The sequence below is a fragment of the Ensifer sp. LC163 genome, assembly GCF_001695855.1.
GTDB lineage: Bacteria > Pseudomonadota > Alphaproteobacteria > Rhizobiales > Rhizobiaceae > Ensifer.
Genome location: NZ_MBSS01000020.1, coordinates 92,474 through 116,370, shown reverse-complemented (window position 1 = coordinate 116,370; position 23,897 = coordinate 92,474). Strand labels below are relative to the sequence as shown.

The 23,897-nt window shown below is 61.2% G+C and carries 26 protein-coding genes; 13 read left to right on the top strand and 13 right to left on the bottom strand.

The window, feature by feature from the left end:
* Window positions 1–477: 477 nt before the first annotated feature.
* From pcaD to BC360_RS17705, 9 genes are all read right to left on the bottom strand, one after another.
* On the bottom strand, window positions 478–1,335 hold the full coding sequence (gene pcaD, locus BC360_RS17745; RefSeq protein WP_065796295.1) for a 3-oxoadipate enol-lactonase: 858 nt from the start codon (window positions 1,333–1,335) through the stop codon (window positions 478–480).
* A gap of 143 nt (window positions 1,336–1,478) precedes the next feature.
* On the bottom strand, window positions 1,479–2,810 hold the full coding sequence (locus BC360_RS17740) for an MFS transporter (protein ID WP_065796293.1): 1,332 nt from the start codon (window positions 2,808–2,810) through the stop codon (window positions 1,479–1,481).
* Between the two features lie 44 nt (window positions 2,811–2,854).
* The gene (gene benD / locus BC360_RS17735) at window positions 2,855–3,643 is read right to left on the bottom strand and encodes a benzoate diol dehydrogenase BenD (protein WP_065796291.1); all 789 of its coding nucleotides are present in this window, start codon (window positions 3,641–3,643) and stop codon (window positions 2,855–2,857) included.
* Window positions 3,640–4,662, bottom strand: a complete 1,023-nt coding sequence (gene benC, locus BC360_RS17730; protein ID WP_065796289.1) for a benzoate 1,2-dioxygenase electron transfer component BenC — start codon at window positions 4,660–4,662, stop codon at window positions 3,640–3,642. Before benC ends, benD begins: the two co-directional genes overlap by 4 nt.
* Window positions 4,663–4,704: 42 nt before the next feature.
* Window positions 4,705–5,193 carry a benzoate 1,2-dioxygenase small subunit gene (gene benB / locus BC360_RS17725; RefSeq protein ID WP_065796287.1) on the bottom strand — a complete coding sequence of 163 codons (489 nt, stop codon included), beginning with the start codon at window positions 5,191–5,193 and terminating at the stop codon, window positions 4,705–4,707.
* A complete protein-coding gene (locus BC360_RS17720; RefSeq protein WP_065796285.1) occupies window positions 5,190–6,548 on the bottom strand; it encodes a Rieske 2Fe-2S domain-containing protein in 1,359 nt (452 codons plus the stop codon). The genes benB and BC360_RS17720 overlap by 4 nt, the downstream gene beginning before the upstream one ends.
* Before the next feature lie 109 nt (window positions 6,549–6,657).
* Window positions 6,658–7,596 (bottom strand): catechol 1,2-dioxygenase, encoded by a 939-nt coding sequence (gene catA / locus BC360_RS17715; protein WP_065796284.1) that lies wholly within the window; start codon window positions 7,594–7,596, stop codon window positions 6,658–6,660.
* A gap of 75 nt (window positions 7,597–7,671) precedes the next feature.
* A complete protein-coding gene (gene catC / locus BC360_RS17710) occupies window positions 7,672–7,962 on the bottom strand; it encodes a muconolactone Delta-isomerase (RefSeq protein ID WP_065784980.1) in 291 nt (96 codons plus the stop codon).
* Between the two features lie 2 nt (window positions 7,963–7,964).
* Window positions 7,965–9,155 (bottom strand): muconate/chloromuconate family cycloisomerase, encoded by a 1,191-nt coding sequence (locus BC360_RS17705; protein WP_065796282.1) that lies wholly within the window; start codon window positions 9,153–9,155, stop codon window positions 7,965–7,967.
* A 165-nt stretch (window positions 9,156–9,320) separates the two neighbouring features.
* On the opposite strand from BC360_RS17705, the gene BC360_RS17700 reads away from it, so the two are divergent.
* Window positions 9,321–10,283, top strand: a complete 963-nt coding sequence (locus tag BC360_RS17700) for a LysR family transcriptional regulator (RefSeq protein ID WP_065796303.1) — start codon at window positions 9,321–9,323, stop codon at window positions 10,281–10,283.
* An 88-nt stretch (window positions 10,284–10,371) separates the two neighbouring features.
* Here the strand turns inward: BC360_RS17700 and BC360_RS17695 are convergent, their stop codons facing one another.
* Window positions 10,372–11,370: an ABC transporter permease gene (locus tag BC360_RS17695; RefSeq protein ID WP_065796280.1), complete on the bottom strand. Its 999-nt coding sequence runs from the start codon at window positions 11,368–11,370 to the stop codon at window positions 10,372–10,374.
* Window positions 11,371–11,398: 28 nt separating this feature from the next.
* Window positions 11,399–12,157 (bottom strand): ATP-binding cassette domain-containing protein, encoded by a 759-nt coding sequence (locus tag BC360_RS17690; protein ID WP_244512771.1) that lies wholly within the window; start codon window positions 12,155–12,157, stop codon window positions 11,399–11,401.
* Window positions 12,158–12,327: 170 nt separating this feature from the next.
* Between BC360_RS17690 and BC360_RS17685 the strand changes: the two genes are divergently transcribed.
* Both BC360_RS17685 and BC360_RS17680 read left to right on the top strand, forming a co-directional pair.
* The gene (locus BC360_RS17685) at window positions 12,328–13,308 is read left to right on the top strand and encodes an NAD-dependent epimerase/dehydratase family protein (RefSeq protein ID WP_065796278.1); all 981 of its coding nucleotides are present in this window, start codon (window positions 12,328–12,330) and stop codon (window positions 13,306–13,308) included.
* A 47-nt stretch (window positions 13,309–13,355) separates the two neighbouring features.
* Complete coding sequence (locus tag BC360_RS17680) at window positions 13,356–14,345, top strand: sugar-binding protein (protein WP_065784975.1); 990 nt, start codon at window positions 13,356–13,358, stop codon at window positions 14,343–14,345.
* Between the two features lie 74 nt (window positions 14,346–14,419).
* Here BC360_RS17680 and BC360_RS32540 read toward each other — a convergent pair whose 3' ends face one another.
* Complete coding sequence (locus tag BC360_RS32540; protein ID WP_208858193.1) at window positions 14,420–14,557, bottom strand: hypothetical protein; 138 nt, start codon at window positions 14,555–14,557, stop codon at window positions 14,420–14,422.
* A 73-nt stretch (window positions 14,558–14,630) separates the two neighbouring features.
* Between BC360_RS32540 and BC360_RS17675 the strand changes: the two genes are divergently transcribed.
* The 9 genes from BC360_RS17675 to BC360_RS17635 all read left to right on the top strand — a co-directional run bounded on the left by BC360_RS17675 (window position 14,631) and on the right by BC360_RS17635 (window position 22,540).
* Window positions 14,631–15,527: an NAD-dependent epimerase/dehydratase family protein gene (locus tag BC360_RS17675; protein WP_065796276.1), complete on the top strand. Its 897-nt coding sequence runs from the start codon at window positions 14,631–14,633 to the stop codon at window positions 15,525–15,527.
* 375 nt (window positions 15,528–15,902) lie between these two features.
* Entirely contained in the window at window positions 15,903–16,130 is a 228-nt protein-coding gene (locus BC360_RS17670; protein ID WP_065784973.1) for a BrnA antitoxin family protein, read from the top strand.
* A gap of 243 nt (window positions 16,131–16,373) precedes the next feature.
* Entirely contained in the window at window positions 16,374–17,573 is a 1,200-nt protein-coding gene (locus tag BC360_RS17665) for an ABC transporter substrate-binding protein (RefSeq protein WP_065784972.1), read from the top strand.
* A 69-nt stretch (window positions 17,574–17,642) separates the two neighbouring features.
* Window positions 17,643–18,509 carry a branched-chain amino acid ABC transporter permease gene (locus BC360_RS17660; protein WP_065784971.1) on the top strand — a complete coding sequence of 289 codons (867 nt, stop codon included), beginning with the start codon at window positions 17,643–17,645 and terminating at the stop codon, window positions 18,507–18,509.
* Between the two features lie 4 nt (window positions 18,510–18,513).
* Entirely contained in the window at window positions 18,514–19,494 is a 981-nt protein-coding gene (locus tag BC360_RS17655; RefSeq protein ID WP_065796272.1) for a branched-chain amino acid ABC transporter permease, read from the top strand.
* Between the two features lie 4 nt (window positions 19,495–19,498).
* A complete protein-coding gene (locus BC360_RS17650; protein WP_065784969.1) occupies window positions 19,499–20,278 on the top strand; it encodes an ABC transporter ATP-binding protein in 780 nt (259 codons plus the stop codon).
* 3 nt (window positions 20,279–20,281) lie between these two features.
* The gene (locus tag BC360_RS17645; protein WP_065796270.1) at window positions 20,282–21,004 is read left to right on the top strand and encodes an ABC transporter ATP-binding protein; all 723 of its coding nucleotides are present in this window, start codon (window positions 20,282–20,284) and stop codon (window positions 21,002–21,004) included.
* A 12-nt stretch (window positions 21,005–21,016) separates the two neighbouring features.
* The gene (locus BC360_RS17640) at window positions 21,017–21,760 is read left to right on the top strand and encodes an aspartate/glutamate racemase family protein (RefSeq protein ID WP_065796268.1); all 744 of its coding nucleotides are present in this window, start codon (window positions 21,017–21,019) and stop codon (window positions 21,758–21,760) included.
* 75 nt (window positions 21,761–21,835) lie between these two features.
* Entirely contained in the window at window positions 21,836–22,540 is a 705-nt protein-coding gene (locus tag BC360_RS17635; protein WP_065784988.1) for a GntR family transcriptional regulator, read from the top strand.
* A 172-nt stretch (window positions 22,541–22,712) separates the two neighbouring features.
* Here the strand turns inward: BC360_RS17635 and BC360_RS31660 are convergent, their stop codons facing one another.
* Window positions 22,713–22,892 (bottom strand): hypothetical protein, encoded by a 180-nt coding sequence (locus BC360_RS31660; protein ID WP_139110094.1) that lies wholly within the window; start codon window positions 22,890–22,892, stop codon window positions 22,713–22,715.
* Here BC360_RS31660 and nuoH point away from each other — a divergent pair.
* Complete coding sequence (gene nuoH, locus BC360_RS17630) at window positions 22,891–23,892, top strand: NADH-quinone oxidoreductase subunit NuoH (RefSeq protein WP_065796267.1); 1,002 nt, start codon at window positions 22,891–22,893, stop codon at window positions 23,890–23,892. The two genes, BC360_RS31660 and nuoH, sit on opposite strands and share 2 nt — an antisense overlap.
* Window positions 23,893–23,897: the final 5 nt, after the last annotated feature.

The window sequence follows — 23,897 nt, the reverse complement described above, 5'->3', positions numbered from 1 at the left end:
TTATAGACCCCCATCCTCACAGACGTCAACAGACAATTTCAAAAAACCGACAAGATCGAACAACACCTTGAAAATAAACAACAAATTCAAACGGAAGTTATCAACAGGGCGGAATGCACCCGATTCCGTGAGCCAGTCCATCGCCGCGACCATTTCAAGTCGCCCGGTTTGAGCGAGAGGCGGTTATAGCCATCCCCATTGCCCTTCCCTCAAGTCCCCGCGGCCGTCGGGGTTTGTTGGCGCAGACCTCGCCACGGGGTGCCATGAGATCTTCCGTGACGAGGCGACCCGGAGCAAGCGCCACGGGAACCGAAGCCCCGCTGCTGAATTGGTGCGCTTCCAGCTGAGACCGCGTTCCGCCGCATCCACGGTCTCGAAACTGTAGCGCACGCTTTCCCCCTCGCTATCTATTTTCGTGCGAACAGGCGCCGTGAGGCTGATGCAGGGCGAAAAGCAGCTAAAGCGGCCGTCCGTGGATCAGGTTTCGGTATGCTCGGCGAGAACCGGCTGTCGTCGAAAATCCTGTACACGAGCAAGCTGCGCCTCACTCCCGAGGAACTCTAGAAGCACTGCGTTGAACAAGGAGGCGGACTCGATGTTGGCGATATGCCGTCCGGGCAGCGACAGGTGAAGGCCCCGCTGCACGCGACCGGCGATGCTTTCCAGATCGGAAGGCGGACAAACCGGATCGTCCTCGCCTGAGATGGCAAGCAGGGGATTTGCGATCCGCACAAGGTCCTTTCGCAGGTCCGCCGTGGCCAGGGCGGCGCAGCAACCCGCATATCCATCGGGCGATGTCGCGACGAAACTGTCGAGCACCTTGGCGACATCGCGGGCCTCAGAAACGTTGAACTGCGGTGTGAACCAGCGTTCGGCCGTAGCAGGGATCAGCGCGCCGAGCCCTTCTGCTCGCACAGCCTCGATACGCGCTGCCCAGCTTTCTGCGGTGCCGATCTTCGCAGCAGTCGCGCATACGGCGACCTTGCCCAAGCGCTCCCCGGCATGAATGCCCAGCCACTGTCCCGTGAGACCGCCGATCGACAAGCCGCAGAAATGCGTCCGCTCTATATCCAGCGCGTCGAGCAGCGCAAGGGCATCTCCACCGAGGTCGGCGAGAGTATAGGGCGGACGCGGTGCAGACGACCGGCCGTGACCCCGGCGATCGTAACGCAACACGCGATACTGCCGCGACAAGGCGTCCACCTGAGCATCCCACATGTGCATGTCGGTGCCGAGCGAGTTGCAGAGCATCAGCCAGGGCTTGTCGGAGCCGCCAGTCGCGGCTCCGTCGATGCGGTAGTGGAGGCGGTGACTGGGAAGATCAAGATAAGCCACTGCTCAAATACTCCAGTTGTCGGAAGCCAGGGTTTTGGGCGCCGATGGTTGATGGTCCCGCCGCTTGCTCAGCACCGGCCGGAGTGGCCGCGGGTCCACGCGCGATTGAGTTGTCAGCGTCTCCCGGTCATCGTTCTGCCACCTCATGCTGTGGCTAAGCGAACGGCGGCGGACCGACGGGCGTTGCTGACCGCGAACACCAACATCGCCAAGGCGGCGATCGCCGCCGGGATCGAGAAGATCAGGAAGTTCTGTTGAAGTGGAAACTCCTGCGCCAGCAGCACGCCGCCGAGCGTCGGGCCGACGATGGCGCCGATGCGGCCCACGCCCGAAGCCCAACCGAGCCCGGTGGAACGGACCGAGAGGTTGTAGAGCTGCGCCACGCTGGCATAGAGCAGGATCTGCGTGCCGATGGTGGTGGCGCCGGCAACGAAGACCATCAGGAACAGGATCCCCGCCGGCGGGTTGAGGCCGATCAATGCAATGGATGCCGTGGCGGCGACGAAGAAGCCCACGACCACCTTCGGCAGGCCGAAGCGGTCGCCCAGCCAACCTCCGACGATCGCGCCGGCCATGCCTCCGAAGTTGAGCGAGAAGAGGCTTAAGAGGCTTGCCTTTTCGGCATAACCGGCTTCCTGCAGCACCTTCGGCAACCAAGACGACAGCAGATAAACGAGCAGCAGGCAGCAGAAGAAGGCGGTCCACAACATGAGTGTGCGCAACGTGCGCTGGTGGCGGAACAGTTCGGCGATCGATGCAGACGCGCCCTTGGTTTCGGAAAAGACCAGCCTGTCGTCGCGGTCAAGGCGCGTGGCAGGGGCGAGCTTCGCATAGATCTGTTTCGCCCTCTCCTGTTCGCCCTGGCGGATGAGGAAACCGAGCGATTCCGGCAGCTTCCACAGAATGACCGGCAAAAGCAGCAATGGCAGCGCTGCGACGAAGAACATCGGCTTCCAGCCGAATTGCGGAATGAGGCCGATGCCGAGACCCGCCGCGACCATGCCGCCGACCGAGTAGCCGGAAAACATGATGGCGACCATCGTGCCGCGAAGGCGCTTGGGTGCATATTCGTTCATCAGTGCCACCGCATTCGGCATCAGTCCGCCACAACCGAGACCAGCGACGAATCGGAAGATCTTGAACTCACCCGGCGAGTTGGCAAAGCCGGTGAGCAACGTCGATACCGTAAACAGCAGGAAGCTGATCGCTATCCCTTTCTTGCGACCGATCCTGTCCGCCAGCGGCCCGAAGAAAAGGGCGCCGAACATCATGCCGAACAGCGCCCAGGCCTGGAGCGCGCCGGCCTGCGGCTTGGTCAAACCCCACTCGGCAATCAGCGTCGGCAGCACGGTGCCGGCGACAAAGACGTCGTAGCCGTCGACGATCAGCAGCAGGGCGCAGAGCGCAACCACGAGCCATTGAAATCCGCCGAACGGATTGTTGTCTATCGCTTCATTCACATCGATGGTGCGCATGATCACTCCTCCCCGAGTCCGTTACGCATTCATGTCTCAAGTCTTCAGCCGAGATCTCCCCCGGCAACCGGCAGCACGCTTCCGGTGATGTAGGACGCCTCATCCGAGGCCAGGAACAGGATCGGCGCCACCTGTTCCTCGATGGTCCCGTACCGCTTCATCAAGCTGGATTGCTTCACCTGCCGCACGACCTCACCCATCCAGCCCTTTTCGGCTTCGTTATCGCCGTCGGCATTGCGCGGAATACGGCGCGGCGGCGCCTCAGTGCCGCCCGGCGCCGTGGCGACAACGCGGATGTTGCGATCGGCGAGCTCCATGGCGAGCGATTGCGTGAGGGCGTTCACGCCGCCCTTTGCCGCGGAATAGGGCACGCGATGGATGCCCCGCGTCGCGTTCGACGAGACGTTGACGATCGTGCCGCCGCCACGCGCGACCAGATGCGGCAGCACCGCGTGGCAGCAGTAGAGCGTCGGCATCAGCGAGCGCCGGATCTCGGCATCGATCTGCGGCGGGTCGAATTCGCCGTAGGGGCGCATGCGGATCGCGCCCCCGACGGTGTTGATCAGAATGTCGATGCCACCGAAGGTCTCCGCGGCAAAGCGCATGGCGGCAGCCGCGCCCTCCCAGGTTTCCAGGTCGGCGTTGAAAGCCGCTGTCTGCGCGTCCGGAACTTCAGCCGCCGTGTCGGCAACGAAATCGGCACGGTCGACGAACACCACCTGCCCGTCTTCTTGAGCCGCACGGATCGCCACAGCACGCCCAATCCCTTGCGCGGCGCCGGTCACGATCAGCACCTTGCCGGCAAAACGACCTTTGAAGCGCCGCGCAGTCATGCGGCCTCCTTCGCGATCGCATTGGGCGTGAACTTCTCGTAGTGGAAGCTGTTCGGCACCACGCCACTGTCGTCGAAGTGTCTGCGGACGGCATCGACCATCGCAGGGGGACCGCAGAGATAGACATCGACGTCGCCGTCATTGAGGACCTCCGCCGGCATGTGTTGCGTGACCCAGCCCTTGCGCTGATGGCTGGAGGCTTCCTCGGCCACAACAGTGGCAAAGCTGAAGTTGGCAAGCCGCTTGGCATAGGCTTCGATTTCTTCGACGAGGACCAGATCGAGATCACGCGTGACGCCATAGATCAGATGGACTCGTTGCTCCGAGTTTTCGGCGGCGAGCACTTCGAGCATCGACAGGAATGGCGCAAGCCCGGTGCCGCCGGCGAGAAACAGCAGCGGCCTCTGAACATCGCGGAGATAGAAGCTGCCGAGCGGACCGGTCAGCTGAAGCGTCGTTCCGACCTCGGCGCGCTCCAGCCAGGTGCTCATCAGCCCGTCGGGTATCTTCTTGATGAGAAAGCCGATGCGCGCTCCCCCTGGCGCCGTGCTGAACGAATAGGAACGGTTCTGGCCGCTGCCCGGCACGTCGATGTTGGCGTATTGGCCAGGCAGGAAGGCGGGTGCTGCGTCGACCTCCAGTTCGAGCATGATCGCCGCATCATTGTGCGGGCTTATGCTTGTCACCGTCGCGGAGAATGTCTGCTGCCCTGTCTTGCAGGCCGCCGATGTCGTCGGAACTGCGACTACACAATCCGAAGTCGGCTTCATCTGACAGGTCAGCACGAGGCCGCTCTCCGCCTCATCCGCCGTCAGCGCGTCGTCGATAAAGTCGTCGCCGAGGTCGTAGCTGCCGCTCTCGGCCCGGCACTTGCAGGTGCCGCACACGCCGTCGGAACAGTCCATCGGCAGGTTGATCTTGCTGCGGAAGGCGGCGTCGAGCACTTTCTCGCCGTCCTTGCATTCGATGAAACGGGTCACCCCGTCTTCGAAGTTCAATGCGATCTTGTGGCAGCCCACGGTATCCTCCTGTTCAGTCCCTGTGCCGGCCGACGACGCTCGTCAGAGGTGATAGACGTCGACGACCTGGCGGATGTAATCGTTCTTCAGCACGATCTTCTTGTTCGCGATCAGAAGCCTGTCGCCGCTCTTTTGCAGCGTGACGAACATGGTTCCGAAGAACTGGTCGGTGACCTTGTAGCGATGGTTCAAGGTTTGGAAGTTGTAGCGCACGTCGACCGCATCGCCCCGATCCTGCAGCACCTCGACATTGGTCACGTTGTGGCTGGTGCGCGGTTCTGGTGTGGAGGCGCCGGAGCGCTCGGTCTTGATGCGAAACACCCGGTCTTCCAACCCGTCCCGGCTTGGGTAGTAGATCAGCGAGATCTGCGAGTGCGGGTCTTCGGTGAGTTGATCATCGTCGTCCCAGGCCGGCATCCAGTAGGTCACGTCGGGGGCATAGCAGGTCAGCCATTCGTCCCATTGGCGATCGTCCAGAATGCGCGCCTCGCGGTAGAGGAAGGCGCAGATGGCGTCGTAGGAGATGCTCATGCGACCACTCCGCTCTTCTCGGCCGTAAGCGCATCACGCATCACCTTGGCCCAGTATTCGTGCTGGCGGACGAAAAGCCCCTCGTCCTCGCTGCGCTCTCCAGACAGGAGCGGCTCGATGCCCATGCGCCTGGCGTTTTCGTCGGGGCCGTCGATCCACAACGGCGCGCCGCGCGACAGGTCGTTCCAGAGCGCGGTGGTTCCGGCATAACCCTGTTGGCAGGCGCGAAACTCCTCCAGGTCGTCGGACGTGCCCATGCCGGACACGTTGAAGAAATCCTCGTACTGGCGGATGCGCAGCGCACGGTCTGCGGCGCCTTCGCCTTTCGGCCCGAAGCAGAAGATACTGATCTCGGTCTTGTCGACGCTGATCGGCCGCGTCACGCGGATCTGCGTGCTGAACTGGTCCATCAGGAAGACGTTCGGGTAGAGGCAGAGATTGCGGGTCTGATTGACGATGAAATCCGCCTTGTCCTCACCGACGCGCGCCGTGATCTCATGCCGGCGGTTGTAGACCGGCCGGACCTCGGGGTTCATCGTGTTGGTCCACAACAGGATATGGCCGTTTTCGAACCCGTAGACGCCTGCGACCGATCGGCTCCAGCTGTTGGCGTCGACTGCCTTTGTGCCCTCCTCGTTGCGCCGGCCCATGGTGGCGGCATAGTTCCAGTGCACGGAGCTGACGTGATAGCCGTCGCAGCCGTTTTCCATCTGCAGTTTCCAGTTGCCGTCGTAGATGTAGGACGAATTGCCCCGCAGCACTTCAAGTCCGTCGGGTGCCTGGTCGACGATCTGGTCGATGATGACCTTCGTCTCGCCGAGGTAGTCTTCCAGAGCCGGCACATCCGCCTTGAGGCTGCCGAACAGGAAGCCGCGATAGCTTTCGAACCGCGCGACGCGCTTCAGGTCGTGTGAGCCATCCTTGGCAAATTGCGGTGGATACTGTGTGGATTTTTCGTCCTTGACCTTGAGCAGCTTGCCGCTGTTGGAAAAGGTCCAGCCGTGGAAGGGACAGGTGAAGCTGCTCTTGTTGCCGTGCTTGCGGCGGCACAGCATCGCGCCACGATGCGCGCAGGCATTGATGACCGCGTGCAGTTCGCCTTGCTTGTCGCGGGTGACGACCACCGGCTGACGGCCGATATAGGTCGTGTAGTAGTCGTTATTGTCAGGAATCTGGCTCTCATGGGCCAGATAGACCCAGTTGCTTTCGAAGATGTGCTTCATCTCCAGCTCGAACAGGTCTTCGTTGGTGAAGATGTCGCGGCGGCAACGGAATATGCCGGCTTCCTTGTCGTCCTGCACGGCGGTGGCCAGCAGATGATTGAGGTCCCGGGCCTTGTCGATGATCGCAGACATGAACTATCTCCCGCAAAGCGCGCATCTTCGGGCGCAGCCTTTGCAACACAGTCGTTTATGACGATGATTGTCAGGGGTGGCGGCCCATCCGGGCCGCCGGTTTTGCCGCTCAGGCGGCCGCGCGCTTGCGCTGTTCGTTGATCTGGTTGTCGACACCGTTCACCAGGGCCGTGAGGTGAATGTCGAACTTGATCTCCGCAAAGGGGCCGGTCAGGCCATTGGCCTTTATGCTGGCCTCGTCGGTCCGCTCGATGACGGCCGGAACCAGGCCGTCTCGCGTCGCATAGGCGAAATCGTCGTCGACCAGCGGATCGCCTTCTATGTTGATTTGTGTCGTCAGCTTGCGGTGGTCGTCGGCGCTGATGAACAGGTGGATATGCGCCGGGCGCTGGCCATGGCGGCCGAGTGCCGACAACAGCCGCTCGGTCGGGCTGCCAGGTGGTACGCCATAGCCGTGCGGCACGATGCTGCGGAACTTGTAACAGCCCTTTTCGTCCGCGACGATCGTGCGGCGCATATTGAACGGCGCCTGCTTGCCTGTCGGATCGAAGTGCGAATAGAAGCCGCGGGTGTCACAGTGCCAGACTTCGACCGCGGCGCCCGGCAGCGGCCTACCGTCGGCGCCAAAAACGGTGCCATGCATGATCAGGGTGTGGCCGTTTTCGTCGGTGCCGTCGTCGAGACGGGCAAAGCCGTGCGATACGGGCGCGCCTGCCACATAGAGCGGGCCTTCGATGGTGCGCGGGGTCGGGTTGTCGATGCCGAGAGCCTCATCGATCGCGTCGAGGCGCTCGTCGAGGAAATGGTCGAGACCAAGACCGGGCGAGATCAGACCGGCCTGGCTGGTGGCGCCGATCTCGTTGAGCCAGGCGATGCCGGTCCAATATTCATCGGGGGTGATGTCGAGATCGTCGATGGCCTTGAACAGGTCGGACATGATCCGATGGACGATCTGCTTGACACGCGGATTGCCGCCGTTGTTGTCGAGGCCGCTCAGGACCTTGAGAAAGTCCTGTATCTCCGGCCTGTCGAAGATCTGCACGTTCATTTTCATCCTCCTCTTGGATTACTTGAGAAAACTGGCGCGGTTCGCATCCTCCCGGGAGCGCCGCCAAAGACGGTCTTAGCTATCGTCGTCGCGGACTGCCGAGGGATGCCGCACGAGTGGCGTCACCTCGAGGTCCATGAACTTGAACAGCGGAAGTCCCGAAAGTATCTCGTGCAGTTCCGCGTTGTCCTTCACGTCAAAGACGCTGTAGTTCGCGTACTGGCCGACTATTCGCCAGATGTGTCGCCACTTGCCGCTCTTCTGCAGATCCTGCGAATAGGCCTTTTCCCGGGCGATGATGTCGGCCGCCTCCGCCTTTGGCAGATCGTTGGGAATGTTCACGTCCATGCGCACATGAAAGAGCATGTTCAGCCTCCCTGCCCGGCAATGCTGACCGTCTTGCGCAGTCCATCGCGCGTGAAGAAGGCCAGACGCTCTTCGTCCAGCTCGATACCGAGCCCAGGTCCTGAGGGCACGGTCAGTTCAAACTCGCTGTAGTTCAGCGGTGTCGTCAGGATCTCTTCGGTCAGCAGCAGCGGTCCGAACAGCTCCGTCCCCCATTGAAGGTTGGTAAAGGTGGAGAACACCTGCGCCGATGCCACCGTGCCGAAAGCCCCTTCAAGCATCGTGCCGCCATAAAGACCGATGCCGGCTGCGTCCGCGATGGTCGCGACCCGCTGGGCATTGAAGAGCCCGCCGCTTTGCTCGATCTTGACGGCGAACACGTCCGCACCGCTGACTTTCGCGAGTTCAAAGGCGCTTTCCGGGCCGTGCAGCGATTCATCGGCCATCAGCGCGACGGGAAAGCGACGCACGAGCCGGGCCAGTGCCGCAGCCGAGGCGACCGGCTGTTCGACCAGGTCGCAACCGGCGTCCGCCAAGGCGGCCATGCCGTAGGCGGCATCTGTCTCGCTCCACGCCATGTTCACATCCACCCGAACCGAGCCACGCTCGCCCAGCGCCCGCTTGATGGCCGCAACATGGGCGATGTCCTGATGCAGGGGCCTTGCCCCGATCTTCAGCTTGAAAATCCTGTGCCGGCGCAGGTCGAGCATCTTCTCGGCCTCGGCGATGTCGGCCTTCGTATCACCGGACGCCAGCGTCCATGCGACAGGCAGATGGCTGCGCATGCGACCGCCCAGCAACTCGCTGACAGGCAACCCGAGCCGCTTGCCATGCGCATCGAGCAGCGCGGTTTCAATCGCGCATTTGGCGAAACGGTTCTCCTTGACCATCTTGCCGATGCGCGCCATCAGCGTCTGCACGGCTGTCGCATCTTGGCCGACCATGACGGGCCTGAAATAGGTATCGACCGCCAGCTTCATGCTTTCCGGGCTTTCGCCCCCATAGGCCAGCCCGGCGATCGTCGTGCCCTCGCCCACGCCGACGATGCCGTCGCTGCAATGGAGCTTGACCAACATCAGGGTCTGGCCGTTCATGGTCGCCACCGAGAGCTTGTGCGGCCGGATGGTCGGCAGATCGACGAGCAGGGTCTCGACGCGTTCTACGAGGGGGAACGCTGCTGCGGTCGGGACAACGGATGTCAAGGTCGTGTTCATGGGGCGAACTTTGCGCCGGGTATGAAGCCTCGTCCAACATCATTTGCATCTGCTATGATACCTTTCTGGTATCATAGCCAGAAAAATGCCACCTTATCTGCACTTCCCGCAGCGCAGCATATCGTCGATAGCTGCGAATCCGGAATAAGGGATGAGAGCAAAATGATGGATCTTCGCCAGCTTCGCTATTTCGTAGCCGTCGCACGCGAGCGAAACTTTACCCGCGCAGCCCAGACGCTGCACATCGCCCAACCGCCCTTGAGCCGGCAGATCCAGTTGCTTGAGGAGGACCTGGGCGTCCCACTCATCATCCGCAAGAGCCGCCCCGTCCGCCTGACGGAAGCAGGGCGTCTGTTCTATGAACAGGCGCTGCAGGTCCTCGGTCGGGTCGAACAGATGCAAGCGGCAACCCGCCGGGTCGGTTTGAACCAGAACAGCGTCCTCTCGATCGGCTTCGTTGCCTCGACCCTGTACGGCGGGCTGCCGTCACTGGTGCGAAAACTGCGCCAGCACGCCCCGGAAGTGGATATCCAGCTATTGGAAATGGTCTCCGTCCAGCAAATCCCCGCGCTCAAGGAGGGCCGCATCGACATGGGTTTTGGCCGCCTGCGGCACAGCGACCCGAACGTGGTCGGTATCGTGTTGCGCGAAGAACGTCTTGTCGTGGCAATACCGAAAGACGCGCCGCTGGCTAAGGAGGCTTCGCCGCTTCCAGTCGCCGCCCTTGCCGGTCAAAAGGTCATCGTCTACCCCAAGGAGCCTCGACCCGGCTATGCCGACCACGTGCTGAGCCTGCTGCAAAGTCATGACGCGCGCCCGGCCGAGGTTCAGGAAGTGCGGGAAATCCAGACCGCCCTCGGACTGGTCGCCGCCGAAGCAGGTGTGTGCATCATCCCCTCCTCCGCACGCCAGATGCGTTCGGACGTGCACTATCGGCTGCTCGAGGGAAAAGGCGCAACCTCACCGGTCATCCTCAGCCACCGGATCGGCGACAATTCGCGGTATATCGACCTCGTCAAACAATTGATTGCCGAAATGTACAAGGAAAGCCCGCCCTGGCTGGACCCGGAATACAACCTTGTCCATGGCTTGATCGGCAGCCCAACCGAGCACACTGAGAAATTTTAACAGGCGTACGGCGCGGTCGAGCAAATTGGCGCTTGATCTACGAGTTTCACGCGTTGGTCTGCGCCATTGGTCTCCGTGAAACAGGCAGCTACTCTGCCTGCCGGAAATTGCGGATGCGGTCGAACAGGACGGCAAGGATGGTGGCGCCGCCGATGAACGTTCCCTGCCAGAAGGCGTTGATGCCGAGCAGCCCGAGGCTGTTACGGATCACCTCGATGAGCGCCGCGCCGACCAGTGCGCCGAAGGCCGTGCCGACCCCGCCAGCCAGATTGGCGCCACCGATCACCGCCGCTGCGATGACCTGCAGTTCCATACCGGCACCGATGTTGGTCGTAACCGCGCCGAGCCAGCCGGTCTGAACGATGCCGGCGATGCCGGCCGAAAGGGCGGAAATCATGTAGACACCGACCTTGATCGGGCGCACGGGGATACCGGTGGCAGTCGCCGCCTGCTCGTTGCCGCCGATAGCGTAGATGTAGCGGCCCAGCCTCGTCCACCGCAGGACGAACCCCGTCAGCAGCGCCAGAACGATCATGTAGATCACCGGGTTGGCGATGCCGAACAGCCATGCCCCACCGCCAAGAGCGAGCAGTTTATCGTGATCCGGACCAAACTGGAAAACGACCGTGTTGTTTGACGCGACCATCGCCAGACTTCGCGCAATCGAAAGCATGCCGAGCGTGACCACGAAAGGGGGAAAGCCGACATAGGCAATGAGCACACCGTTGAAAGCACCGATGAGGACCGCAGTTGCCACCGAAGCGGCAATCCCGACCTCGATGCTGTAGCCGGAATGCATGACCACCGCGAGGACCATGCTGCATAGGCACAACACCGACCCTACCGACAGGTCGATCCCGCCGGTGATGATAACCAGCGTCATGCCGAGGGCAATGATTGCGACGAAGGTGGTGTTGCGGGTGATGTTGTAGAGGTTCTTCGCTGTGGCGAATGAATCCGTCGCGAAGGACAGGAAGATGCAGGCCAGAACGACGGCGACCAACACCCAGAACGTCTGGTTGGAGAGGATTGCAGCACCCAGCGTACGTTGTTTCTGAGCAATCGTCTGGTCGAGCGTCGTTGCCATTGTCCTTCGCATTCCTCCTATCCCGCGCTCATACCCTTTCGATGGCGCCGGTAATCAATCCCGTCACTTCTTCAGGCGACGTCTGCGCGATAGGCTTGTCGGCGACCATTCGGCCACGCCGCATGACGACAACGCGATCGGCGACATCGAAGACATCAGGCATGCGATGGCTGATGAGCACGACCGCAATGCCGCGGTCACGCAGTTCCCGGATCAGATGCAACACCTCGGCGACCTGGCGCACTGAGATGGCGGCAGTCGGCTCGTCCATGAGCACGATCTTTGCCTCGGAGATCATCGTTCGCGCGATCGCGACCGCCTGCCGTTGCCCCCCGGACATCTGCCTGACAAGATCGCGGGGGCGGGTTTCGGATCGGAGCTCCCTGAAGATTTCTCCGGCGCGTCTGTACATCGCCTTGTAGTCCAGCACACGCAAAGGGCCAACGCCGCGCCTCAGTTCGCGCCCAAGGAAAACGTTCGCCGCTGCCGTCAGATTGTTGCAGAGCGCCAGGTCCTGGTGAACGATTTCAATGCCGTGCTGTCGCGCCTCTACCGGCCGATGCAGCACGATTTCGCTACCGTCGAGCCGTATCGTGCCCTGGCTCGGACGGTAGTTCCCGGCAATCATTTTGACCAGCGTCGACTTGCCGGCGCCGTTGTCTCCCATGAGGCCGACCACCTGCCCCGCTTCCAGTGAAAGCGAAACGTCGCTGACCGCCTGGATGGCGCCGAAGTGCTTGGAAATGTTGGTGAGCTCAAGTACCGCCACCAGCCTTCTCGCCTCCAGAAGCGCACCGGTACGCCAAGGGGCGCGATCGTTCGTCTGACTTCACCCAGCGGCCGACATCGCATTTACGCAAATCCTTATGAAGGCGTCAATGACGTCCTTTGCCGAGCAACTGTTTTGTATGACAAATAGACGTTGCGCTGTATATTAGCTGTCGGTGGGAGACCAGCATGCTTATCCTTGTTACCGGTGCAACGGGCAAGGTCGGGCGGAACCTCATCGCGGGGCTGCTTGACCAACCGCGTTTTTCGAGGGCGCTGATCCGTGCGCTCTGCCACAATCGCCTGCTCGATCCGTCGGAGCGACTGGACGTGGTCTGCGGGACGATCGCCGACCGCGAAGTCGCCGAAGCGGCGATGAAGGGCGTCACCCATGTCGTGCACCTCGCCACCTGCAAGGAAACGCCCGACGCTGTCATGGACATCACGGTCAAGGGATTGTTCTGGCTGCTCGAGGCGTTCCGGACCAGTTCTTCCGCACGCCAGTTCATCCTCGTCGGTGGGGACGCGGCGGTCGGCCATTTCTTCTACCGCCACGATGGTCCCGTGACGGAGAAGACGCCGCACCGCGCCTATCCCGGTTGCTACGCGCTGTCGAAGGTCCTCGAGGAAGTGATGCTCGAGCAGTACGCGGTTCAATACGGCTCCAACACTTGCTGCCTGCGCGCGCCGTGGATCATGGAGAAGGACGACTTCAAACAGACATTGTCGTTCGGCGACGATGTTTTCGGTGCCCCCGACTGGAAGACCTTTTTTGCGCCCGCAGAAGCGCGGCGATACGCCGAGGCCGGCACGGTGCCGCTCCTGCGTGATGCCGATGGCCGGCCGCTCAAGCGCAATTTCGTGCATGTCGGCGACCTGGTCTCGGCGATCCTCGAGGCGATCGACAACCCGCGCGCCGAACGGCAGCTCTTCAACATATCGATGGACCGTCCGGTCGACTATGGCGAGGTCGCACGCTACCTCGCACGCACGCGTAACCTCGACTCGGTCGACGTTCCGAGCGCCTTCCACTCGAACTGGATGGACAACAGCAAGGCGAAGTACCTTCTGGACTGGCGCCCTGATTACGATCTCGAAAAGCTTATCGACTCGGCCTGGCAATACGAGCGTCAGCCGAACGATCCTCGTGTCGTCTGGTATCCGGGTTGATTTGTGCCGCGGACAGACGCTGTCCGCTTGTTCAACGGGAGGAAAGAATGAGAAAGACATTATTGCTGGCCGCCGTTGCCGTCCTGGCGCTCTGCGCCGGTCAGGCCCTGGCCAAGAAGCAGCTCGTCATCGTCGTGAAAGGCCTCGACAACCCATTCTTCGAAGCGATCAACCAGGGTTGCCAGAAATGGAACAAGGAAAATACGGATTCCGAATATGAGTGCTTTTACACCGGGCCTGCCTCGACATCCGACGAGGCCGGCGAAGCGCAGATCGTTCAGGACATGCTCGGCAAGGCCGACACGGCTGCCATCGCAATTTCGCCCTCCAATGCCAAACTCATCGCTCAGACGCTGAAGACCGCAAACCCGACGATCCCCGTCATGACGCTGGACGCCGACCTTGCCAAGGAGGACTCGGCCCTGCGCAAGACCTATCTGGGGACCGACAACTACCTGATGGGCGCGCGGATCGGTGAGTACATCAAGAAGGCCAAGCCGACTGGCGGCAAGATCTGCACGATCGAAGGCAACCCCGGGGCGGACAACATTCTGCGCCGAGCCCAGGGCATGCGCGACACGCTGACCGGTCAGGACGGACTGGCGGAACTGAAGGGCGAGGGAGGTTGGACGGAAGTCGCAGGCTGCCCGGTGTTCACCAATGACGACGGGGCCAAGGGCGTGCAGGCGATGACGGACATTCTCGCCGCCAACCCGGACCTCGATGCGTTCGGCATCATGGGCGGCTGGCCGCTGTTCGGTGCACCGCAGCCCTATCGCGACCTGTTCAAGCCGATAGCGGACAAGATTGCGAAGAACGAATTCGTCATCGGCGCGGCCGACACGATCGGCGACGAGGTGGCCATCGCGCGTGAAGGGCTGGTGACGGCTCTCGTCGGGCAGCGTCCGTTCGAAATGGGCTACAAGGCGCCGTCTGTCATGCTGGACCTGATCGCCGGCAAGCCGGTGGAAGATCCGGTGTTCACCGGTCTTGATGAATGCACCAAGGATACGGTCGACACGTGCATCCAGAAGTGACGCCATAGTCCGGGGTCTCGTTTGCGGGCGCCCGGACAAAGGTCGTTATTTCCGGCCGAGCCCGCATGGCGGCTTCATGCCGCCGGCGCGGGGGGTGTCAGGTCGACCCCGTTGACGCAAGCGCCACGCATCGACAGCATCAGAACGTATTGATCGGCGGCGGTGAAACCATTCTTCGCGGCGTTGCCGGCCGGGTTTGGCATGCCGCCCATGTGAGCCGTCGGCTCGAGGTCCTTGAGCGCATTGGCGAAGACAATTCGTGCGCATCACAACGGGGAGAGCAGAATGACAAAGAGGATCATCTTCACCGGCGGCAGCGGCAAAGCCGGCCGCCACGTCGTGCAATATCTCGTCGAACGAGATCACCAGGTGCTCAATCTCGACACCCGACCGCTTGATAACCCGAAAGTCAGGACGCTCACCACCGATATCACCGATAGCGGGCAAGTCTTCAACGCCTTGTCGAGCTACACCGGGCTGCACGAATTCGACCCATCCTTGAGGCCGCAGCCGATCGACGCCGTCGTACACTTTGCCGCCATTCCGCGCATCATGATCGCGCCCGACAACGAGCTTTTCCGCGTCAACGCACTCGGCACCTACAACGTCATCGAAGCGGCCGTGAAACTGGGTATCCGCAAGGTCGTCATCGCATCCAGCGAGACGACCTACGGTCTCGTCTTTGCCAACGAGCCCCGCACGCCCGCATACTTTCCGCTCGATGAGGAATACGATGTCGACCCGATGGACAGCTATGCCTTGTCGAAGGTCGTCAACGAACAGACGGCACGCGCCTTCGCGCTTCGCAGCGGCATCGACATCTACGCCTTGCGCATCGGCAACGTCATTGAGCCGCATGAGTACGAACTGTTTCCCGGATGGTTCGCAAATCCGGGCTTCCGCAAGCGCATCGCCTGGAGCTACATCGATGCGCGCGACCTCGGTCAGATCACGCTTCGTGCGGTGGAGAAGGATGGGCTGGGGTTCCAGATCTTCAACGCAGCCAGCGACGACACCTCTTCCGATCTGCCTACCCGCGAACTAATCGACCGTTTCTATCCGGGCGTGCCGCTCAAGCGGGAACTCGGCGAATTCGAGACGCTGCTGTCGAACCGAAAGGCCCGTGAAGTGTTGGGCTTTCGCAGCGAACATGGCTGGAGAAGATACGTCCCCGCTGGCTAACGTATCGGGCAAATATCGGAGGCGAGGTAACTCCGCTGCCGGGCCGCCGAGAGCGAGCAGGCGGCACGAACACTGTAGTCATCTCGCGATGACGGACGATGCCAGTTTCTATTGCATGCGGACGTAACATAACCCGCGAAACGGGTGTTCGTCCCGCCTCGAAGAAACGGCGGCAAGAGGGCAGCCGCTTCTTCGATTCAATGCCCTATTTGGCCACGTGTCACACGCCGCCAACACCGTCGACGTCGACATCTCCGGCTTTCGTGTCCTCGGCGTACTGACGGTCGAATGTCGAATAACGTGGTGGCACGAGGCAAGAAATGATAAGCCAGTTAGGCGGAGGCGTGACCATGCAGAACAGCATGAGGCTGGCATATGGCTAAAGTTGTTTCCACACGAGCCACCGACGACTTGGTGCAGCAGGTTCTGGAACGTCCGCGAGCACTTAAGAAGAAAACTCTGCCCTCCGACGGTTCCACGACGAAACTCACGCTCAATGTCGACACCGACGTGGTCGATTGGTTCAAAGCATCCGGCACCGATTGGCGCGCAAGGATGCAGGACGCTCTTCGAAATGCAACCAAGCGCGACAAGGATGCTTGATCCCAACGGATCCGCCTACGGCCTTGCGGATGGGACACGTGCTGCGTGCGTCTCAGGGTAGCCCGCGAGCACATGCTCGATGGCACGGTCAGAGTCGACCATTTCCCTCTCGGCCGGCGCCCATCCGTGACGCACACATCGTATACAATGCTTGCGTATTATGTTGACAATATTCTATTTTAGCGCTTCCTTATTGTAATCCGCCGCGCCATTTCGTGCCGGATGCCAAAAATGGGGAGTGAGATGATCAACAGACGCTCGACATTGAAATCGTTGGCGCTCGGCGCCGTTTCGATCCTGGCAATTGCAGTCGCAAGCACCTTTCCCGCACAAGCGGAGAACAAGGAACTCAAGATTGGCTTCGTCGGCGTGACCAGCGGTCCCGCCGCGGCCTGGGGTACGTCCAACGTCCGCTCGATGCAGACGCGCGCAGATTGGCTCAACGAGGCCGGCGGCGTGAAGATCGGCGACGACACCTACAACATCACCATCGTCACCTTCGATGACCAGAAGGATCCCAAGCGGGCCATCGCCGGCATGGAGAAGATGGCCCAGGAAGGCATCCATTATGTCGTCGGACCGAATGTCGATGACGGCGCGGCGGCCGTTCGTCCTGTGGCGGAATCCAAGGGGATCATCTATTTCCCCTACGCCTTCCCGAAATCGCTTTATGTCGCACCGGCCTCGAATGCGGTCCTCGGCATGGTTGCCAATTATCAGTCCGGACCGGCAATCTACAAATATCTGAAGGAAAACAAGAGTGTGAAGAAGGTGGCTTTCATCGCCGCCAACGAATCCGACCCGATCAGCCAGCGTGACGGCGGCGTCGCTGCCGCCAAGGAACTCGGGCTGGAAGTGGTCGCCGAGACCGATACCTACCAGAACGACACACGCGACTTCACACCGGTGCTGACGCCGATCGTCCAGTTGAAACCGGATCTGCTCGTCCTGTCCGGTGTGGCCCCCGCCAACGCGCCGCTGTTGATCCGCGCGGCACGCGAACTCGGCTATGAGGGCCTGATCTCGGCAGAAACGGCGCAGGACGCGACCGTGCTGCAGGAAGGCGCTGGTGAACTCGCCAACGGCTTCATCTCCGTCGGCGGCGCTTCGACCCCGGAGATCCGCACGCCACTGATGGAGGAGTTCATCGATCGCTACACCAAGAAGTTCGGCGAATACAACGATGAGTCCAACACCAAGGTCTACGCGCTCGAATACATCATCGAAACGCTCAAGGCGAACCCCAAGGCGATAGACGACGTGGCCGAGTTCAAGAAGACCATCGACAGCTTCTCCGCGCCCAATCCCTACGCCAAGGACAGCATGCTGAAATATGTCGGCACGACCTCCTTCGGCCAGAAGCGCCAGGTCTCCGTGCCGATGGTGGTGACCGAGTTCAAGGACGGCACGTTCAAGACGTTGTTCATCGGCGAAGTGGACTGACGTTGCCTGATTAAGTCAATCGAGGTTCGGGACCGGTCCCGAACCTCCCCGGCGATCGGATTTTCCGCCATGGAACAGGTCATTGCCAACGGACTGTATCTGGGTGCCCAATATGCGCTGATCGCGCTCGGGCTGACACTGATCTTCGCGCTCATGAACGTTCTCAACTTCGCGCACGGGCAGATGTACGTGCTGGGCGGCTTCGTGACATACTCGATCTACGGCCAGCTCAAGCTGCCCTTCGTGGTTGCGCTGATCTGTTCGGGGGTATCGCTGGCGATTGTCGGCGCGCTGATGGAGAAATTCCTTTTCCGGCCGGTCATCCGACGCAGCAAGCGCGAGGAAAGCACGATGCTGCTCGCCGCTGCCATCGCATTTTTCCTCGATGCCCTCATATTGCTGCTGTTCGGCGAGAAACAGCGCGGCGTGCCGAAGATCGTCAGCGGCGTTTTCATCTCCGACAGTGTGATCTTGCCTTACGATCGCATCGTCGTCGGCGTGATCGCGATACTGATGATCGCCGCCTTCATGCTCTACATGCAATACAGCAAACCCGGCCGCGCCATGCGGGCGCTGGCGCAAGATCGCATTGCCGCGCAGCTGATGGGTGTCAAGGTCGAGCGCTATTCCATGATCGGCTTCGCACTCGGGGCAATGCTCGCCGGTGTCGTCGGCGGCTTGCTCGTCAGTATCACCGGCGTCAACTCCGGCATCGGCGGACCGATTTCGATCAAGGCGTTTCTGATGGTGATGATCGGTGGCGCCGGCGTGGTTGGCGGCGCAATTGCCGGTGGTTTCATCCTCGGCATGATGGAATCGGTCGGCCTCACCGTGCTGCGCGAATATGGCGACGTCACCTATCTGGTCATCTTCGCGCTGCTGATGGCCTTCCTGAGCATCCGCCCGAACGGGCTGATGGGCAAACCGTGGGGCTGATGTCATGCGCAAATCGTCGTCCGTCAGGATCGTCTCCGCCACCCTGTTCCTGTTGGCGCTGCTTGTGGCCGTCCCGCTGCTGATCAGCGCCACCGGCCGGAGCGACCTCTATTACACGCTGACCTCGGTCGCCCTTCTCAGCATCATCAGCGCGGGCGTGTGGATCACCTTCTATATCGGCCGCATCAATATCGGCCAGGGCGCCTACGCGCTGATGGGCGGCTATGTCTCCGCCATCCTGGTGACGAATTATGGCGTGTCGTTCTGGCTGACCCTGCCTCTGGCGGGCCTGTTCTGTGCCGTTGCAAGCGTTCTCATCGGTCTGCCGATTCTGCGCCTGCGCGGCGTTTATTTTGCCATGGTGTCGCTGGTGCTGACCGAAGTCGCGCGCCTGCTTGCGCTTGCCATGCCGATCACCAACGGTGCCAAAGGCATTGTCAGCATTCCGTTGCCGACCGGCATAAGCCTTTTCGGCATCACCTTCGTTCCGGATTTCGCGAGCCTCGCCAATCCCCGGTTTGCCTTCTACATCGTCGCTGTATTGTTGATGGCGCTTTGCTTCCTCGGTCTCTATCGGCTCGCCCATTCGCGCATCGGCCAGCTCTGTCAATCGCTGCAGCAGAACGAGGAGCTCGCCTCGTCGATCGGCGTCAATATCGCCTACCTCCGCGTGGTCGCCTATGCGCTCTCGTCTTTCCTCGGCGGCGTCGGTGGGGCGATGTTCGCATCGATCTCCCAATCGATCTATCCGTCGAGTTTCACGGTCGCCGACTCGGTCAATTTCATGCTCAATTGCTTCCTCGGCGGGCTTGGCTATGTGCTCGGACCGATGCTTGGAACCTTTGTCCTCTATTTCGGTTGGGACGTGCTGTTCCAGGCGGGCGAATTCCAACTCCTGATCTTCTCGACAGTGCTGATCGTGCTGATGCTGGTCCTACCCAACGGCCTGCTGAGCCTAGCCCTGCCCGGCAAGAGGAGCGGCTAGCACCATGACCGACATTCTCGAAGTCATCGGCCTTACCAAACGTTTCGGCGGGCTCGTCGCGGTCAACGACGTCTCCTTTTCGGTGCGCGAGCGCGAGATCCTTTCAGTCATCGGGCCGAACGGCGCCGGCAAGTCGACCCTGTTCAAGCTGATCGCCTCCTTCCTGCGGCCGACCGAAGGCGAAGTGAGGTTCAAGGGCGAGCGGATCTCCGGGCTGTCGCCGCACATCACGGCTCGAAAGGGTGTGGTGCGGACATTTCAGGAGACCACAATCTTCAAGGACATGACCGTGCGCGACAACGTCGTGACGGCTCACCATCTGCGGTCCCGCGCCAGCCTCGTCGGCTTTTACTTCGGCAGTGCCTCGGCGCGCAGCGATCTGGACGCCTTCGGCAGATCCGCCGACGAGATTCTCGCCTTCCTTGGACTGGGAGCGATGCAGGCCGAGATCGCCAGCAACCTGCCCCACGGGCATCTGCGGGCGCTCGGCATTGCCATCGCGCTTGCCACCGATCCGTCCGTCATCCTGCTCGATGAGCCCTTCGCGGGCATGAATCACGACGAGACCAGGCGCGCGGTCGAAATCGTGCGTAAGCTGCGCGAACGCGGCATTACCGTGCTCCTGGTTGAACACGATATGCCGGCCGTCATGAACATTTCCGACCGCATCGTCGTACTCAACTTCGGCGAGAAGATCGCCGAGGGTACCCCGGCGGAAATCCAGCAGAACCCAAAGGTCATCGAAGCCTATCTCGGTGCCGAAGACGAATCGATCGGATTGTAGGCCATGGAACCGCTTCTCAAATTCGATGACGTCGAGCTCTACTACGACCACGTCTATGCCCTGAAAGGCGTGTCGATCGAGGTTAAGGAAGGCGAGACCGTGGCGCTGATCGGCGCCAACGGGGCGGGCAAGTCGTCGATCCTGCGTGCCATCACCGGCCTCAGAAGGATCCGCAAGGGTGAGATCCGCTATCGCGGCAACCGTATTGACGGCATCGCGCCGGATGAGATCGTCCGCATGGGAATCTCCATGGTGCCGGAAGCGCGTCGTGTCTTCCCTTTCATGACGGTGCGCGACAACCTTCTGATGGGTGCCTTCACGCGCTCCGACAAGGCCGAGATACAGCAGAGTATGGATATGGTGTTGACGCGCTTCCCGCGGCTCAAGGAGCGTTATTCGCAGCAGGCGGGGACGATGAGCGGCGGCGAGCAGCAGATGCTGGTGATCGGCCGAGCGCTGATGGCGCGCCCCCGTTTGCTGCTGCTCGACGAACCGTCGCTTGGCGTCGCGCCGAAGCTGGTCCAGGACATCGCGCGGTCGATCGTGGCGATCAACCGCGACGAAAAGGTCAGCGTGCTGCTTGTCGAGCAGAACTCGCGCATGGCGCTGCGGATCTCCCAGCGTGCCTACGCGTTGACGACCGGCAAGGTGGCGCTCAGCGGAAATTCGGTCGAGTTGCTGAATGACGACCGTGTCAGGCATCTCTATCTCGGCGGCGAAGTGTAGGTAGGACCGGACATGCGCATCCTTGTCATAAATCCCAACACCACGGCCTCGATGACCGGCAAGATCGGCAAGGCTGCAAAGATCGCGGCGTCGGCCAGAACCAGGATCATCGCAGTCAATCCCGAGGACGGCCCACCAAGCATCGAGGGCTATTTCGATGAGGCCTTCGTGGTGCCTGGCATTCTCGCCGAAATGTTCAAGGCAGGCGATATGGACGCCTATGTCATCGCATGTTTCGACGATACCGGTCTCGATGCGGCGCGCTGCGCTACAAGCGCACCGGTGATTGGAATAGGCGAAGCGGCGTTTCACCTTGCAACGTTGATTGCCGGTAAGTTCAGCGTCGTCACCACGCTTGCGCGCTCAGTGCCGGCGATCGAGCACAATCTATCGAAATACGGTCTGTCCTCTCGCTGCGCCAAGGTGAGGGCGTCGGATGTCGCCGTACTTGACCTCGAAGAGCCGGGTTCTGAAGCGCGTCAGAAGATCTCGGTTGAAATTGCCCGTGCGATCGCCGAAGACAAAGCAGAGGCGATCGTACTCGGTTGTGCCGGGATGGCCGATTTGGCGCACCAGCTTTCGAGCGAATATGGGGTGCCGGTGCTTGACGGTGTGGCCTGTGCGGTCAAGCTTGCCGAAGCCATCTGCGCTTTGGGTCTGAGAACCTCGAAGGTCGGCGGTTATGCCGCGCCACTCGTCAAGCAATTTGCCGGTCACTACGCGCCATTGTCGTCGGGGTTGAGCAAGCTTCAATAAGGATGCATCGGGATGCCCAAGGACGTTGTCCGTCGGCGAGCGAGACAAAAGACGAGCCCGCCAGAAACGATGAATATGTCGCCTATACTCGATCCGGAAATCCACAGTCGGATGCCGGCCACGCGTTGGTCGCCGATCTATCACGGCCTCCGGGACGCAATCGTCGCACATCGGCTCGCCCCGGGCACGAAGCTGCCGGAAGACGAGCTTGCATCGATCTATGCGGTCAGCCGCACGGTGATCCGGGCCGCCCTTCAGGCGCTGGCCCACGACCGTCTCGTACGACTAGAACCTAATCGCGGTGCCTTTGTCGCTCAGCCGTCGACCAGAGAAGCGCGCGAGGTTTTCGAAGCGCGCGCACTGATCGAACCCAAAGTCGCCGCACTTGCCGCGGAAGTGGCTAAACCGGAGGACATATTGCTGCTGCGCCGCCATCTCGACAAGGAGCATGAGGCGCTGCATGCCGGCCGCGACAGCGACGCGATCATGTTATCGGCGCGATTTCATGTGGGTATCGCGGAAATTGCCGGCCATTGCGTTCTGACCGGCTTCGTCCGTGATCTCGTTTCCCACTCCTCGCTGATTATTGCTCTTTACTGGAAGCGGCGCGACACAACCTGCGAAAGCCACGCGCATCATGCGCTGGTCGACGCCATCGAGGCGGGCGAATCCGCTAAGGCCGCCGACCTGATGAAGGAACACCTGCTTGACCTCCTGTCGGGCCTGGAGCTCGCTCGGCCGGCAGGCAAGCCGGCGAGCCTCGCAGACGCGCTCCGCTGAATTGCCGCTGGTCTGGCAAAGACATCAAAGCGGAGAGCGGTCGGATCGGTGGTCTGCCGACGTTTGTGTTGGTTTTGGAACGCCAGAAGCCCGCGGACATTTCTGTCTCGCGGTTTTTTTGATTTGGTTGCGGGGGCCTGATCGCACGGAGGCTTGTGAGAACCAGCCGAACTCAAGTTCTGAGTGAAGTCGTTTGCGCCAAGCGCCCAACAGCAAAGCGGAAATGATTTCCGCTTTGCAACTGACGCATCGTCGCTGTACCGTAAAGGCTGGCAAGCGTAGCGTTCAACATATAGCTGGAGCCAAAGTCCGGGCGTCGTTTCAACCCGATGAATAAGTAGCCGCTGATCATGGAACTTATCGTCGCTCTTGGCCTGATCGTCTTCAAGGTCGCGTTTCTGATTGCGATCCTGCTACTGCTGCCCTTGCCGCTGACCTGGCTGGAACGCAAGATCGCCGGTCACATCCAGCAGCGTATGGGGCCAATGCGTGTGGGTTGGCACGGGCTGCTGCAGCCGGTCGCGGACGGAATCAAGCTGTTAACCAAAGAGGACCATATCCCGGCCGAGGCCGATCGCTTCCTCTTCAAACTGGCGCCGATCCTGGCGCTTGCCCCACCCTTCGTGGTGTTCGTCGCGATCCCCTTCGGCGAAACCGTCTCGGTCCTCGGCGCCGAAATTACGCTCTACGTCTCCAACATGAATGTGGCGCTCCTTTTCGTCTTCGCGGTCATCGGGATCGAGGTCTATGGCGTCATCTTCGGCGGCTGGGCCGCCAACAGCAAATACGCTGTCCTGGGCAGCCTCAGAACCTGCGCGCAGATGATCAGCTACGAGATCCCGATGGGGTTCGCGGTCATCGGCGTGGTCATGCTGGCGCAGTCCATGAGTCTGCTCGAGATCGTGCGGGCGCAGGCCGATGTCTGGAACATCGTCTACCAACCAGTCGGCTTCTTCGTGTTCTTCGTCGCCGGACTGGCCGAAGCGCAACGCATTCCCTTCGACCTCGCGGAAGCGGAGGGCGATCTGGGGGCCGGGTTCCATACCGAGTACAGCGGTATCCGCTTCGCGTTCTTCATGGTCAGCGAATATGCCATTATGCTGCTGGTGTCGGTCCTGGTGGTGATCCTGTTCTTCGGCGGCTGGAACGGCGTGCTGCTCCCCTTGCCGCCGATTCTCTGGTTTGTGCTCAAGGTCGCCTTCTTCGTCTATGTATTCATATGGTTCCGCTTCACGTTCCCACGCTATCGCTACGACCAACTGATGGCGATCGGATGGAAAGTCTTGCTTCCGCTGTCGATGGCGAACATAATTATAACCGGTGTTCTTTTGGGAGCCACGGCGGCTCCGTAGCGGGG